General features: G+C 69.8%; 12 protein-coding genes. 1 reads left to right on the top strand and 11 read right to left on the bottom strand.

The annotated features are described in order from the left end of the window. Positions 1-168: 168 nt before the first annotated feature. From topA to bldG, 7 genes are all read right to left on the bottom strand, one after another. Positions 169-3021 carry a type I DNA topoisomerase gene (topA, locus tag OG734_RS26765; RefSeq protein ID WP_330290032.1) on the bottom strand — a complete coding sequence of 951 codons (2853 nt, stop codon included), beginning with the start codon at positions 3019-3021 and terminating at the stop codon, positions 169-171. A 266-nt stretch (positions 3022-3287) separates the two neighbouring features. Beyond that, positions 3288-3485 carry a hypothetical protein gene (locus OG734_RS26760; protein ID WP_330290031.1) on the bottom strand — a complete coding sequence of 66 codons (198 nt, stop codon included), beginning with the start codon at positions 3483-3485 and terminating at the stop codon, positions 3288-3290. Positions 3486-4014: 529 nt separating this feature from the next. Next, complete coding sequence (locus tag OG734_RS26755) at positions 4015-5553, bottom strand: class I SAM-dependent methyltransferase (RefSeq protein ID WP_330290030.1); 1539 nt, start codon at positions 5551-5553, stop codon at positions 4015-4017. A 123-nt stretch (positions 5554-5676) separates the two neighbouring features. Then, positions 5677-6273, bottom strand: coding sequence for a small secreted protein (locus tag OG734_RS26750; RefSeq protein ID WP_330290029.1), 597 nt, complete (start codon positions 6271-6273; stop codon positions 5677-5679). A 241-nt stretch (positions 6274-6514) separates the two neighbouring features. Beyond that, positions 6515-8920 (bottom strand): sodium-translocating pyrophosphatase, encoded by a 2406-nt coding sequence (locus tag OG734_RS26745; RefSeq protein WP_330290028.1) that lies wholly within the window; start codon positions 8918-8920, stop codon positions 6515-6517. A gap of 292 nt (positions 8921-9212) precedes the next feature. Continuing rightward, on the bottom strand, positions 9213-9647 hold the full coding sequence (locus OG734_RS26740) for an ATP-binding protein (RefSeq protein ID WP_330290027.1): 435 nt from the start codon (positions 9645-9647) through the stop codon (positions 9213-9215). A gap of 126 nt (positions 9648-9773) precedes the next feature. Beyond that, entirely contained in the window at positions 9774-10115 is a 342-nt protein-coding gene (gene bldG / locus OG734_RS26735) for an anti-sigma factor antagonist BldG (protein WP_005475923.1), read from the bottom strand. Positions 10116-10196: 81 nt separating this feature from the next. Between bldG and OG734_RS26730 the strand changes: the two genes are divergently transcribed. Continuing rightward, entirely contained in the window at positions 10197-12671 is a 2475-nt protein-coding gene (locus tag OG734_RS26730) for a DEAD/DEAH box helicase (protein ID WP_330290026.1), read from the top strand. Between the two features lie 15 nt (positions 12672-12686). Here OG734_RS26730 and OG734_RS26725 read toward each other — a convergent pair whose 3' ends face one another. The 4 genes from OG734_RS26725 to OG734_RS26710 form a co-directional block, all read right to left on the bottom strand. Further along, on the bottom strand, positions 12687-13112 hold the full coding sequence (locus OG734_RS26725) for an Rv3654c family TadE-like protein (RefSeq protein WP_330290025.1): 426 nt from the start codon (positions 13110-13112) through the stop codon (positions 12687-12689). Continuing rightward, positions 13109-13501, bottom strand: a complete 393-nt coding sequence (locus OG734_RS26720; protein ID WP_330290024.1) for a TadE family type IV pilus minor pilin — start codon at positions 13499-13501, stop codon at positions 13109-13111. Before OG734_RS26720 ends, OG734_RS26725 begins: the two co-directional genes overlap by 4 nt. Next, positions 13488-13706, bottom strand: a complete 219-nt coding sequence (locus OG734_RS26715) for a DUF4244 domain-containing protein (protein ID WP_307628551.1) — start codon at positions 13704-13706, stop codon at positions 13488-13490. Before OG734_RS26715 ends, OG734_RS26720 begins: the two co-directional genes overlap by 14 nt. A 102-nt stretch (positions 13707-13808) precedes the next feature. After that, entirely contained in the window at positions 13809-14609 is an 801-nt protein-coding gene (locus OG734_RS26710) for a type II secretion system F family protein (protein WP_330290023.1), read from the bottom strand. Between the last annotated feature and the right edge of the window lie 66 nt (positions 14610-14675).

Below are 14675 nucleotides of genomic sequence, written 5' to 3'. Positions count from 1 at the left end.
GACAGCCCGAAGAGGCCGTCCGACGTACGACCGCCCCGACACCTGATGGTGCCGGGGCGGTCGTTTCACGAAGCTCGTGCGAAGGCGAAGTGAAGATCACTCACCGAAATCGGTCGTGACCACTCGCCACCGCTCCGCATCGGCCGGCAGGCTCACCGGCCGACAGGCTCACTCCTCGCCCGTGGCCCTCACCGCGGTCGCCTTCTTGGCCGGGGCCTTCTTCGCGGCCGTCTTCTTCGCGGTGGTCGTCTTGGCGGCCGTCGTCTTCTTGGCCGCGGCGGTCTTCGTCGCAGCGGCCTTCTTGGCGGGGGCCTTCTTCGCCGGCGCCTTCTTCGCGGTCTTCTTGGCGGGCGACTTGGCGCGCTTCTCGGCGAGCAGCTCGTAGCCGCGCTCCGGGGTGATCTCCTCGACGCTGTCGCCGGAACGCAGGGTCGCGTTGCTCTCCCCGTCGGTGACGTACGGCCCGAAGCGACCGTCCTTGACGACCACCGGCTGTCCGCTGACCGGGTCCGTGCCCAGCTCCTTCAGCGGCGGCTTGGCGGCGGCCCGGCCACGCTGCTTGGGCTGGGCGTAGATCGCCAGCGACTCCTCGAGGGTGATCGTGAAGAGCTGGTCCTCGGTCTGCAGGGACCGCGAGTCCGTGCCCTTCTTGAGGTAGGGGCCGTAACGCCCGTTCTGCGCGGTGATCTCCACGCCCTCCGCGTCCTTGCCGACGACCCTGGGCAGGGACATCAGCCGGAGCGCGTCCGCCAGGGTCACCGTGTCCAGGGACATCGACTTGAACAGCGAGGCCGTACGCGGCTTGACGGCGTTCTTACCGGTCTTCGGGGTGCCCTCGGGGAGCACCTCGGTGACGTACGGGCCGTAGCGGCCGTCCCTGGCGATGATCTGGTGGCCGGACTCGGGGTCGGCACCCAGCTCGAAGTCGCCGCTCGGCTTGGCGAGCAGCTCCTCCGCCAGCTCGACGGACAGCTCGTCGGGAGCGAGATCCTCCTGCACGTCCGCGCGCTGGTGGTTCTCGGAGTCCTTCTCGCCGCGCTCGATGTACGGGCCGTAGCGCCCCACGCGCAGCACGATGTCGTTGCCCACCGGGAACGACGACACCTCACGGGCGTCGATCGCGCCCAGGTCGGTCACCAGCTCCTTGAGACCGCCGAGGTGGTCCCCGTCGCCGTTGCCCGCCTCGGCCGCGCCGCCGACGCCGGTGGCGGGAGTGCCCTTCGCGCCCTCACCGAAGTAGAAGCGCCTCAGCCACGGCACGGACTGGGCCTCGCCGCGGGCGATGCGGTCGAGGTCGTCCTCCATCCGGGCGGTGAAGTCGTAGTCGACGAGCCGCCCGAAGTGCTTCTCCAGGAGGTTGACCACGGCGAAGGACAGGAAGGACGGCACCAGGGCCGTGCCCTTCTTGAAGACGTAACCGCGGTCGAGGATGGTCCCGATGATCGACGCGTACGTCGACGGGCGGCCGATCTCGCGCTCTTCGAGCTCCTTGACCAGCGACGCCTCGGTGTAGCGGGCCGGGGGCTTGGTGGCGTGCCCGTCGACCGTGATCTCCTCGGCGGACAGGGCGTCGCCCTCGTTCACCTGGGGCAGGCGCTTCTCGCGGTCGTCCAGCTCGGCGTTCGGGTCGTCCGCGCCCTCGACGTACGCCTTCAGGAAGCCGTGGAAGGTGATCGTCTTGCCGGAGGCACTGAACTCGGCGTCCCGGCCGTCGGCGGACGCGCCCGCGATCTTCACAGTGACCGAGTTGCCGACCGCGTCCTTCATCTGGGAAGCGACCGTGCGCTTCCAGATCAGCTCGTAGAGCCTGAACTGGTCGCCGGTGAGGCCTGTCTCCGCCGGGGTGCGGAAACGATCACCCGACGGGCGGATCGCCTCGTGCGCCTCCTGCGCGTTCTTGACCTTCCCGGCGTACACCCGCGGGGACGAGGGCAGGTAGTCGGCGCCGTACAGCTGCGTGACCTGGGCGCGGGCGGCGTTGATCGCCGTGTCCGACAGGGTCGTGGAGTCCGTACGCATATAGGTGATGAAGCCGTTCTCGTACAGCTTCTGCGCCACCTGCATGGTCGCCTTCGCACCGAAGCCGAGCTTGCGGCTGGCCTCCTGCTGGAGCGTCGTCGTACGGAACGGGGCGTACGGCGAGCGGCGGTAGGGCTTCGACTCGACCGAGCGGACGGCGAAGCTGGTGTCCACCAGGGCGGCGGCCAGGGCGCGGGCGTTCGCCTCGTCCAGGTGGAGGGTGTTCGCGCTCTTCAGTTGTCCCAGGGAGTCGAAGTCGCGGCCCTGCGCGACCCGCTTGCCGTCGACGGCCGAGAGGCGGGCGACCAGCGACGACGGGTCCGACGAGTCCCCCGCGCGGCCGGTCGCGAAGGTCCCCGTCAGGTCCCAGTACTCAGCAGAACGGAAAGCGATGCGCTCGCGTTCCCGCTCCACCACAAGTCGGGTCGCGACCGACTGGACACGGCCGGCCGACAGACGCGGCATGACCTTCTTCCACAGGACCGGCGAGACCTCGTAGCCGTAGAGACGGTCGAGGATGCGGCGGGTCTCCTGGGCGTCGACGAGCTTCTGGTTCAGCTCACGCGGGTTGGCGACGGCGGCCTGGATCGCGGCCTTGGTGATCTCGTGGAAAACCATCCGCTTGACCGGGACCTTGGGCTTCAGAACTTCCTGGAGGTGCCACGCGATGGCCTCGCCCTCGCGGTCCTCATCGGTGGCGAGGAAGAGTTCGTCGGAGTCCTTCAGCAGGTCCTTGAGCTTCTTGACCTGGGCCTTCTTGTCCGCGTTGACCACGTAGATCGGCTGGAAGTCGTGTTCGACGTCCACCCCGAGGCGGCGCACCTCGCCGGTGTACTGCTCGGGCACCTCTGCGGCGCCGTTGGGGAGGTCGCGGATGTGCCCGACGCTCGCCTCGACGACGTATCCGGGGCCCAGATAGCCCTTGATCGTCTTCGCCTTGGCAGGCGACTCGACGATGACGAGTCGGCGGCCGCCCTGTGCGGTCTCGCTGGTCGGGGACAACTTCGCTCTTCTCTCCGGTCGACACTGGGGGTCTCCCCCGGTCTTGCTCCCGGGGTCGGGTCATGCTGACGCTGCGGAGTGTGACGGTACATCCCGCCCCCGTGTCAAACGGGAAAAGCCCGCAACGGCCACTCGAACGGTAACCCGACTACCGCCATTCCTGCCGCCCGGAGTGTCGACCTGCCCCTTCGGACCTATTCGGAGGGGGACCTACCAGTTACCGGCGCGGCCCGCCGTATGCCCCACCCATACGCCTCTCGCGCACCTCACACAAGGGTGAAGCACCATGCGCCGACCCCGAGGGCGACCACCGCGGCGACGCTCGCGAGGACCGCCGATGCGACGGGGTTCACACCATGGGCGACGGGCGCCCCGTGCCGTACCCGGGCCGCGGTCCACACCAGCAGCCCGCCCCCGAACAGGGCGAACACCAATCCCACGAAGATCGCCGGTCCGCTCTCCATACCCCTGCGCGCCCCTTTCCTCCCGCCCGGGACTCCCCGGACCCGGGAGGCTGCCACGCCTGGGAAGCGTCCGCGCGAACCCGAGGTGAACGCCGGGCGGACGGCGGCCACGGGCCCCTCTGAGTACCCGCCCGACAACCCCGGAGCACCCGTGCGAACGGGTCGGCCGACCACGGTCCGTCGCGAACCCCGCCCATGAATCTCACAACTGGTGGCCGGAGCCCGCCCCGGACCGGCCACTCCAACTCGGCGCGAATATGCCGCCCGAACCTCGCCACCCACGCACTCGCCACGGCGACACAGGCGCCGCAAGCGGTCGGTCCGCACCACTCGCGCCACCCGCACGCTTCCCCCACGCCTCGCGCGCCGCCCCTTCGCCTCCCTCCGCCGTACGCCGCAGAGGTACGCGACCTGCCGTACCGACCTCGGCCACGACGCCCCTCTCCACCATGGTCGTCACGGCGTAGACCACAGCCTCACGCCGGCCGAACCGGCAGTACAGCGCCCCACGGCACACCCCCCGGAACGCTTACTCGCCCGACGGCTCCAGGAAGCCCTGCTCCACCAGCAGCCGGATCTGCGCGGGTGTCCGGTCCCGCAGCGACACCGGGTCCTCGCCGACCAGTTGGGCGATGGCGTCCAGAATCCGCCCGGCGCTCAGCGTGCCGTCGCACACGCCCGCGAAGCCCGCGCCGACCGTGTCCACCTTGGTGGCCCTGCGCATCCCGCGGTTCTGGCGCAGCACCACGTGCTCCGGGTCCTCGGCGCCGGGCAGCCCGACCTGCTCCTGCACGACCTCGCCCGCCAGCCTGAAGTGCGCAGCGAGCAGAGCCGCGTCGTCGTGCGCGCGCAGGTAGTCCACGCGCTCGAAGTGCGCCCGGACCGTGTCCCCGAGCGGCTGTTCGACGGGATGCGGCCACTCCTCCACGGTGATCGAAGGCTCGGCCACCCCCGTCCTCCGCAGCGTGATCCAGCCGAACCCGACCGACTTCACCTTGCGTGCCTCGAACTCGTCCAGCCACGCGTCGTAGTGCGCCCGGTACTCCGCCGGGTCGGAGCGGTGGTCACCGGCGTCGCGCAGCCACAGTTCGGCGTACTGCGTGACGTCCTGCACCTCGCGCTGCACGATCCAGGCATCGCATCCGCGCGGCACCCAGGACCTCAGCCTGTCCTGCCAGTCCTCCCCATCCACGTGCTGCCAGTTGGCGAGGAACTGTGCGAACCCGCCCTCGCGCAGCCGCTCGCCCGCCTCCTGAACGAGCGTGCGGCACAGATCGTCCCCGCCCATTCCGCCGTCCCGGTACGTGAGCCGCGCGCCCGGCGAGATCACGAACGGCGGGTTGGAGACGATCAGGTCGTACGTCTCGTCCCCCCGGACCGGTTCGAAGAGGGAGCCCTCGCGCAGGTCGGCCGCAGGGGCGCCGGACAGGGCGAGCGTCAGCGCGGTGATGTGCAGGGCGCGGGGGTTGAGGTCGGTCGCCGTCACGCGCGTGGCGTGCTGGGCGGCGTGCAGCGCCTGGATCCCGGAGCCGGTGCCGAGGTCGAGCGCGGAGGCGACCGGCGTACGGACGGTGATGCCGGCGAGGGTCGTGGAGGCGCCGCCCACCCCGAGAACGACGGCTGCGTCGTGACTGCCGATGCCACCGGCGCCCCCGACCGCGCACCCCAGGTCGGACACGATGAACCAGTCCTCGCCGCCCGGCCCGCCGTAAGGTCGTACGTCGACGGCGGCGGCCAACTCGCGACCGCTCCCGGAGTCCGTACCGACGGCGATGAGCCACCCGCTCGCCACACAGTCGTCGACGGGCAGCACGCCCGCCACGCGCGCGTGGGGCACGGACTGCTGCAACAGGAACAGCCGTACGAGCAGTTCCAGCGGCGTGTCGCCACGGGTCGCCCGGAGCGCGGGCACGGTCTCGCTGCGCGCCAGCGCGGCGTACGCGGGCGCGCCGAGCAGGTCGAGCAGCCCGTCGGCGGTGAAGTCGGCGGCCAGAAGTGCGCCCCGGAGGCGCGCGGCGACGTCAGAGCGGTCGGCGGAGGGCAGGGTGTGCAGGCTGGCGTTACTCACGCCCCCATTGTGTCCGCCCTGCCGCTCCGCCGCGCCCGCCTGTGGACAGACGGGCGCGAAGACCCGTACGCCTTTGGAAAACCTTCGGCGACGCGACGGAGGAAGCGGGTACTCGGCGGAAGGTCAGCTGGCCGTCGAAGAGGCCGCAGGGGAGGCAGAGGTCGACTTGCAGCTCTCCTGCTTGGCCATCGCCTTGCCGACGTCACCCTCCTCCAGAGCCTTCAGGGCGTCGTTTCCGCTCTGGCTGAGCTTGTCCAGCTGGGTGGCGACACCCTTGAGGCCGTCGGCGAACTTCGCCTGGTTCTTGATGTCGAGTCCGTCCACCTGCTTCTTCAGGCTGGCGTAGGAGGCCGAGATGTCGTTGAGTTCCTTGACGGCGTTCGTCTTCTTCGTCTCGCCGTCATCGACGTTCGGCGCGCCTGCGGTGTTCACGGCCGTGCCGATCGCCTTGTAGGAGTCCGCCATGTCCTGGAAGGCCTGCGCGTCGGTCTTCTGGACGGCCTCCGGCGTGCTGTTGTCGGAGGTCTCCTTCTGGATCGCGGCGTTGGCGGCCTCGATCTTCTTCGCCTGCGGTTTCACCGCGTCGCACACCTGCTTGGCCCAGGCATCCAGCTTCTCGTTGCCGTCGTCGCTGCTGCATCCCGACAGCGCCAGTACCAGTACCGCACCGCCGGACAGTGCGACCGCGAGCTTCTTGTTCACCGGATTGGTCCCTTCCATGGCTCTCGGCCCCGGAACATACACGCCAACTGGGCGACAGCAGCGTGACGAACATCCGCTTGATGTGTTATTGCAGCCATTTGCACCAAGAGAGAGAAGGCTCACGAAAATGGCGGGCAACTCATGTCGAGCGGGCGGTCGACGCGTCAAAACACGTCGTCCGCCCGCTCGTTGGCCGGTTCCTGACCAGCCGTAGGACATCGTCGGAGACAAAACCGTGGTGCGCGGAACCCCGCTCGGGCTACGAAACCACCGCGGGATCAGCCGACTTGGCCACTCGTTCCGCCTCCTCCGTCTCGTCGTCCCCGGCGACCCCGCGCCGCTTGGACACGTACACCGCGCCCACGATCACCGCGATCGACAGGATGGCGATGACGACGCGCAGTGCGAGGTTCTTGTCGTCGCCGTAGCTGAACTTGACGATCGCGGGCGCGATGAGCAGCGCGACCAGGTTCATCACCTTCAGCAGCGGGTTGATGGCCGGGCCCGCAGTGTCCTTGAACGGGTCGCCCACGGTGTCACCGATGACCGTCGCCGCGTGGGCCTCGCTGCCCTTGCCGCCGTGATGGCCGTCCTCCACCAGCTTCTTCGCGTTGTCCCACGCGCCACCGGAGTTGGCGAGGAACACCGCCATCAGTGTGCCGGTGCCGATCGCGCCCGCGAGAAACGCGCCGAGCGCGCCGACGCCGAGCGTGAACCCGATGGCGATGGGCGCCAGGACAGCCAGCAGCCCGGGCGTGGCGAGTTCCCTGAGCGCATCCCTTGTACAGATGTCGACGACGCGCCCGTACTCCGGTTTCTCGGTGTAGTTCATGATCCCGGGGTGCTCGCGGAACTGCCGCCGCACCTCGTAGACGACCGAACCCGCCGACCGCGAAACGGCGTTGATCGCCAGCCCGGAGAACAGGAAGACGACCGCCGCGCCGGCGATGAGACCGACCAGGTTGTTGGGCTGCGAGATGTCCATCACGAGGTTCATCGGCCCGCCCTCGCCGACCTTCTCGCCCACGTCGCGCGCCGCGGTCGTGATCGCGTCGCGGTACGACCCGAAGAGCGCCGACGCGGCCAGGACGGCGGTGGCGATGGCGATGCCCTTGGTGATGGCCTTGGTGGTGTTGCCGACGGCGTCCAGGTCGGTGAGCACCTGCGCGCCCGCGCCCTCGACGTCGCCGGACATCTCGGCGATGCCCTGCGCGTTGTCGGAGACGGGCCCGAAGGTGTCCATCGCCACGATCACACCGACCGTGGTGAGCAGGCCGGTGCCTGCCAGGGCCACCGCGAACAGCGCCAGCATGATGGACGTACCGCCGAGGAGGAACGCCCCGTACACGCCGAGGCCGATCAACAGGGCGGTGTAGACGGCCGATTCGAGCCCGATGGAGATACCGGCGAGGACGACGGTGGCCGCGCCGGTCAGGGAGCTCTTGCCGATGTCCCGTACGGGTCGGCGGGTCGTCTCGGTGAAATAGCCGGTCAGTTGCTGGATCAGGGCCGCCAGCACGATGCCGATGGCCACGGCGAGGAGCGCGAGGATCCGCGGATCGCCGCCCTTGGCCGCGATCGCCTCGTCGGTGACCCCCTTCAGATCGGCGTACGACGACGGCAGGTAGACGAAGACGGCGATCGCGACGAGTGCGAGCGAGATCACAGCGGAGATGAAGAAGCCGCGGTTGATCGCGCTCATGCCGCTGCGGTCCGAACGCTTCGGCGCCACCGCGAAGATGCCGATCATCGCCGTGAGCACGCCGATCGCGGGCACCAGGAGCGGGAAGGCGAGCCCGGCGTCGCCGAAGGCGGCCTTGCCGAGAATCAGCGCGGCGACCAGCGTCACGGCGTACGACTCGAACAGGTCGGCCGCCATCCCCGCGCAGTCGCCGACGTTGTCGCCCACGTTGTCGGCGATGGTCGCGGCGTTGCGCGGATCGTCCTCCGGGATGCCCTGCTCGACCTTGCCGACCAGGTCGGCGCCGACGTCGGCGGCCTTGGTGAAAATGCCGCCGCCGACACGCATGAACATGGCGATGAGGGCGGCGCCGAGGCCGAAGCCCTCGAGCACCTTCGGCGCGTCGGCCGCGTACACCAGCACCACACAGGAGGCGCCCAGCAGGCCGAGGCCCACCGTGAACATGCCGACGACACCGCCCGTTCGGAAAGCGATCTTCATCGCTTTGTGCGAGACGTCGGTGAGATCCTTTTCCGGCTCTCCTTCCGCCGGTGTCGCTTCCCGCGCCGCGGCCGCGACACGCACGTTGCTGCGCACGGCGAGCCACATGCCGATATAGCCGGTGGCCGCCGAGAACGCGGCGCCGATCAAGAAGAACAGCGACCGTCCGGCGCGCTGATTCCAGTCGTCCGCGGGCAGCAGCAACAGCAGGAAGAAAACGATCACGGCGAATACGCCGAGCGTGCGCAACTGCCGTGCCAGATAGGCGTTCGCGCCTTCCTGGATCGCCGTCGCGATCTCCTTCATGCTGTCGGTGCCCTCGCCCGCCGCGAGCACCTGGCGCACCAGCACCCCGGCGACCACGAGCGCCGCCAGGGCGACGACGCCGATGACCATCACGATCAGTCGGTTGTTGTCGGTCAGTACCGCGGCTGCGAAGGTTGTGGGTTGGTCGAACCGATGAGGGGTAGAAAGCCCCGCCATTCGTCCTCCTTGACGCTTGGGCTGAGCTCAAGATGTGGACGGGATTGTAGGTACCGGAAGCTGATCAAAACAGTACGCGGAAACGGAATAGATTGCCCCATGCTATTCAGCAAATGATCGGCAGAAGATCCATTGACCCAAATGGCGTAATGGCGCAGACACATTCACACTTGATCAAATCATCGCGCGACCGATCGTGAATATCTTCACTAATTCCGGAAGTCGCCGATAAAAACGCCAAAGGGCCCTGCTCAGCAGGGCCCTTGAGGTTGTACGGGGGTATACGGAGGCGTCAGGGGAGGAGCGTGGCCGGCGGCGCGGTCGGCCAGCTCATGCGGATCGATCCGCCGGTCTCCCCCGCGGTGACCTCCACGTCGTCGACGAGGCCGCTGATGACCGCGAGGCCCATCTCGTCCTCTTCGACATCCGCGTCCACCTCGCCGTCGGCACCCGGAGCGCTGTCGCCGGGAGCCGATCGGGGCGCTTCGTCGCCGACCTCGATGGAGAACAGCTTCTCCTCCTCGGTCAGCGTCACCCACACAGGCTCCGAGATACCACCGCTCTGATGCAGTCCGACGGCACGGGAGCAGGCCTCACCAACGGCGAGTCGCACCTCGTCGAGTACGGCCTCGTCCACTCCGGCCCTGCGCGCCACCGCTGCCGCCACCAGTCGGGCGGTCCTGACGTGCTCGGGCAGCGCGCTGAAGCGGAGCTCAACGGTGGCCATGCATCCCCCTCGGAATACGGGCGTGCGGTCAGGGGGTCGGGTCGCCGAGACCCGAACCCCCCTCGTTAACTTCTTCCGTCACGAACACGCACACGAGTGACCGCACACGCGTCCGACAAACGGCCGTCAGTCGGTGGCCGCCACCGCTTCGTCGACCGAGGTGTGGATCGGGAACACCTTGGTGAGACCGGTGATACGGAAGATCTTCAGAATGCGCTCCTGGTTGCAGACCAGGCGCAGCGAGCCCTCATGGGCACGCACGCGCTTCAAGCCGCCGACCAGCACGCCGAGCCCGGTGGAGTCGAGGAAGTCGACGCCCTCCATGTCGACGACGAGGTGAAAACTCCCGTCGTTGACCAGCTCGACCAGCTGCTCACGCAGCTTGGGCGCGGTATAAACGTCGATTTCGCCACCGACCTCGACGACCGTACGATCGCCGACGGTACGGGTCGACAGGGACAGGTCCACGGATCCTCCAGCACCTTGCTAATCGAGCGGTCATCCCAAGGGACACCTCGGCAGAGTCCCCAGGACGGTTCGCCAGCCGCGATGGCATTCAATCACTTACCGCAGGGCGTGCACGACGCCTTGGCCCCATTGTCCGTCACGCCAGTGACACACTCGATGCCGATGGCCAAGAATCACCGATCCGAACGACCCTCCGCTTTCGCCGCCGCGCGACCCGATCCGGGCACGATCCTGGACCGGCTCGCCTCGGGGCCGAGCCGGGCTTCGCGCATCACTCATACGGAGCACTTGCCCCCACGTGCGGGCCGCCATGCCGTCTGGCCCGACCGGATTCGCCCGGAGGTCATCGCGGCCGTCCAGGCCGCCGGTATCGAACACCCCTGGGCCCACCAGGCACTGGCCGCCGAGCACGCCCTGGACGGCGACAACGTGATCGTCGCCACAGGCACCGCCTCGGGCAAGTCGCTCGCGTACCTCGTACCGGTCCTCTCCCGCCTCCTGGACGGCTCCGAGGCCCCCAACGGCCGCGGGGCGACCGCCCTGTACCTCGCCCCGACCAAAGCCCTCGCAGCCGACCAGCGACGTTCCGTGAAGGAACTTTCACAACCTTTGGGAAACGCGGTACGACCTGCCGTGTACGACGGCGACACTCCCGTCGAGGAACGCGAGTGGGTCCGCCAGTACGCGAACTACGTCCTCACCAACCCGGACATGCTGCACCGGGGGATACTCCCGTCCCACCCCCGCTGGTCCTCATTCCTGAAGGCGCTGAAGTACGTCGTCATCGACGAATGCCACACCTACCGCGGCGTCTTCGGCTCCCACGTCGCCCAGGTCCTGCGCCGGCTGCGCCGCCTGTGCGCCCGCTACGGCGTCTCCCCCGTCTTCCTGCTCGCCTCCGCCACGGCCGCCGAGCCGTCCGTCACAGCCGGCCGTCTGACGGGCCTCCCGGTGGTCGAGGTCGCTGACGACGCCTCACCGCGTGGTGAACTGGTGTTCGCCCTATGGGAACCCCCGCTCACCGACCTGCACGGCGAGAAGGGCGCCCCGGTCCGCCGTACGGCCACCGCGGAGACCGCCGACCTGCTGACCGACCTCACCCTCCAGGGCGTGCGCTCGGTGGCCTTCGTACGCTCCCGGCGCGGCGCCGAACTGATCTCTGTGATCGCCCAGGAGCGACTGTCCGAGATCGACCGCTCGCTTGCCCGGCGCGTGGCCGCCTACCGCGGCGGCTACCTCCCCGAGGAGCGCAGAGCCCTCGAACAGGCCCTGCACTCAGGCGAACTCCTCGGCCTCGCCGCCACCACCGCCCTCGAACTCGGCATCGATGTCTCCGGGTTGGACGCCGTCGTCATCGCCGGCTACCCGGGCACCCGCGCCTCCCTGTGGCAGCAGGCGGGCCGCGCCGGACGTGCCGGACAGGGCGCGCTGGCGATCCTGGTCGCCCGCGACGACCCGCTGGACACGTTCCTCGTCCACCACCCGGAGGCCTTGTTCGACCAGCCGGTCGAGTCGACGGTCCTGGACCCGGACAACCCGTACGTCCTGGCCCCCCATCTGTGTGCCGCGGCGGCCGAATCCCCTCTGGTCGAGGAGGACCTGGAACTCTTCGGCCCCGAGACCGCCGCCCTGCTCCCGCAGTTGGAGGCCGCGAAGCTGCTCCGGCGCCGCACCAAGGCCTGGCACTGGACACGCCGTGAACGGGCCGCCGACCTGACCGACATCCGAGGCGGTGGCGGCAACCCGGTCCAGATCGTCGAGGAGGGCACGGGACGGCTGCTCGGTACGGTCGACGCGGGCGCCGCGCACACCACCGTGCACGAGGGCGCGGTCCACCTCCACCAGGGCCGCACATATCTCGTCCGCTCCCTCGACCTGGCGGACTCGGTCGCCCTGGTCGAGGAGGCGAACCCGCCCTATTCGACGGTCGCCCGCGACACGACGTCCATCGCCGTCCTGGAGACCGACGTCGAGATCCCGTGGGGCGACGGCCGCCTCTGCTACGGCTCCGTCGAGGTCACCAACCAGGTCGTCTCCTTCCTGCGCCGACGCGTCATCACCGGCGAAGTCCTGGGTGAGACAAAGCTCGACCTCCCTCCGCGTACGCTGCGCACCCGTGCCGTGTGGTGGACGGTCACCGAGGACCAGCTCGACGCCGCCCGCATCAACCCGGAGATCCTCGGCGGCGCCCTGCACGCCGCCGAGCACGCGTCGATCGGCATGCTGCCCCTGTTCGCGACCTGCGACCGCTGGGACATCGGCGGCGTCTCCGTCCCGCTCCACCCGGACACCCTCCTCCCCACGGTCTTCGTGTACGACGGCCACCCGGGCGGCGCGGGCTTCGCGGAGCGCGCCTTCCACACGGCCCGTTCCTGGCTGACGGCCACCCGCCAGGCCATCGCCGCCTGCGAGTGCGACGCCGGCTGCCCGTCCTGCATCCAGTCCCCCAAGTGCGGCAACGGCAACGATCCCTTGCACAAACGGGGGGCCGTGCGATTGCTGACGGTCCTGCTGCAGGGGTCGCCTGAGGAGAAGGCTCCGGACGACAGGGGTTGAGGCCAGGGCCTGCCCTTACGGGGGCGGCTCGGTCGGCCTCAGAGGGCCAGGGAGCCCTGGTGGACCCGCCCTCGACCTGACCTCCGCCCCGAACACTCCCCGTCCCGCTGTCACCGTCAGGTCCGACGTCTCGCCCACCAACGCGCACCGAACGAGCCGGGTGCCCTGGGCCGCGGCCACCCGGTCCGCCTGTGCACAGGCCACCGAGGCGCCCTCCGTCCAGTGGTCCGCCGCCGCGAGAGCCGCCAGATCCGCACCGGCGGCCGCCCGATGCCGGGCCACAGCGGCCTGCCCCATGGCAAGCACGACGCCGAACACCACACACAGGACGGCGATGGCACCCACGCTCCAAACGGTGGCGGAGCCACGGTCGGAGCGGATCGAGCGCGCGGAGACAGCTCTGGCGAGCCTGGCGGTCCACCCGCCTCCCAGACGCGTCATGCACCCACCCCCACCGTCTCCTCCGCCAACGCCACCGCTTCGTGCGCCACATCGACGGTCAGCCCACCGAGCCCCGGCGGCTGCGCCACCACCTGCACGCGCACGAGGTCGCCCTCTCTGGTGACGGTGACCTCCGCCCCGCGCGGGGCGGTTCCGCGAGCCACCTCGGCGACCGCGCCGGGCGGGTCCTGCCGGGCGGCGGCCCGGGCACCGGCCCGGGCCGCGTCCACGCACTGGATCTGCGCTGCGGCGACGAGCAGCGCCCAGACCAGCCCCATCGAGAACAGCACCAGCGCGGGCAGGACCACAGCGGCCTCGGCGGTCACGAACCCCCGATCCCGGAACCGCCCCACATCCCGCTCCCGGCCCTGGCGTTCACATTTTGGCATCGAGGGCCTTCTTCACGATGGCCTGCAACTCCGAGCTGACCTGCCCACTCGTCACCACTTTGTAGAGCACCGCGGCGAAGGCCACCGCGGCGATGATGCCAACGGCGTATTCCGAAGTCACCATTCCGGCATCCCTCCGCGCCACCAGCACCGCACGCGTCCTGCATACCAGGGCGCACATCCGCTCCCGTACCACTGTGAACATCTCAACTCCCGTAATTTTCAACTCTGTTGACGACTTGTTGTTGACGACTTGCTGTTGATGAACTTCCGTTGACGACCTGCTCCTGATCAGGCGCCGCTCACGTCATCCGCCACCCCCGCCCAGCAGCCCGTCCGCCAGCCCGATCACCACAGGCAGTACGCCGATCGCGATGAACGCGGGCAGGAAGCACAGCCCCACCGGCGCGGTGACCATGACGGCCGCCCGCCGGGCCCGTTCCGTCGCCGAGCGGCCCCAGTCGGCGCGGGTGTCGGCTGCGAGGCGGGCGACGGGCCCGGCCGCGGGTACGCCCGACTCGTCGGCCCGCTCCAGCAGCGTCGCCAGCGGGCCGGCGCCCGGTATCGACGCCAACCTCCGCCAGGCTTCGGCCGGTTCGCCGCCGAGCCGCACCTCCGCCGCACCCCGCGCCAGCCGCTCCCCGACCGGTCCCGCCAACGCCTCGCCCACGGCCTGGGCCGCGATCACCGGACCGGCGCCGGCGGCGATACAGGCCGCCAGCAGATCGGCGGCGAGCGGGAGTTGCCGTGCCGCCTCGGCCGCGTCGACGTCCTCCGCCGCCGGACCACAGGCCGACCGCCGCAGTCGCCACCGCCACAGCCCGAACCCCGCGACCAGCCCCACCACGACTCCGGCCCCGCCGCCGACCAGCACCCACCCGGCGCTCACCGCACCCGCCACCGGCAGCCACCGACGTACAGTCCCTCGGGCTCCCAACCACCGCCCCACCGGAGCGCGTTCCCGCTCCAGCTCCGGCGCGAGCAGCCGGGCCAGCCTCCGGTGCACCCTGCGTTCACGGCGTACCGTCTCGATCCACCGCAGCAGCCATCCCAGGGCCAGCACGACCCCCAGCGCCGCCCCCAGCCTGTGGAAAACCTCCGCGCTCACGTCAGCTCCCCTCTCCGGCCACCCTCAGCAGCCGCACCGGGACGGCCCCCGTCATCCACTCCGCCG

Origin of the sequence: Streptomyces sp. NBC_00576 (assembly GCF_036345175.1) — a bacterium.
Lineage (GTDB): Bacteria > Actinomycetota > Actinomycetes > Streptomycetales > Streptomycetaceae > Streptomyces.
Note: the sequence above shows the minus strand (reverse complement) of the source record. Positions and strands in the feature narration are given on the sequence as shown.

Coding starts and splice junctions, on each gene's coding strand:
- OG734_RS26760 (WP_330290031.1), bottom strand. CDS start 3,485: ATGGAGAGCGGACCGGCGATCTTCGTGGGATTGGTGTTCGCCCTGTTC.
- OG734_RS26750 (WP_330290029.1), bottom strand. CDS start 6,273: ATGGAAGGGACCAATCCGGTGAACAAGAAGCTCGCGGTCGCACTGTCC.
- OG734_RS26745 (WP_330290028.1), bottom strand. CDS start 8,920: ATGGCGGGGCTTTCTACCCCTCATCGGTTCGACCAACCCACAACCTTC.
- OG734_RS26740 (WP_330290027.1), bottom strand. CDS start 9,647: ATGGCCACCGTTGAGCTCCGCTTCAGCGCGCTGCCCGAGCACGTCAGG.
- OG734_RS26730 (WP_330290026.1), top strand. CDS start 10,197: ATGGCATTCAATCACTTACCGCAGGGCGTGCACGACGCCTTGGCCCCA.
- OG734_RS26725 (WP_330290025.1), bottom strand. CDS start 13,112: ATGACGCGTCTGGGAGGCGGGTGGACCGCCAGGCTCGCCAGAGCTGTC.
- OG734_RS26720 (WP_330290024.1), bottom strand. CDS start 13,501: ATGCCAAAATGTGAACGCCAGGGCCGGGAGCGGGATGTGGGGCGGTTC.
- OG734_RS26715 (WP_307628551.1), bottom strand. CDS start 13,706: ATGTTCACAGTGGTACGGGAGCGGATGTGCGCCCTGGTATGCAGGACG.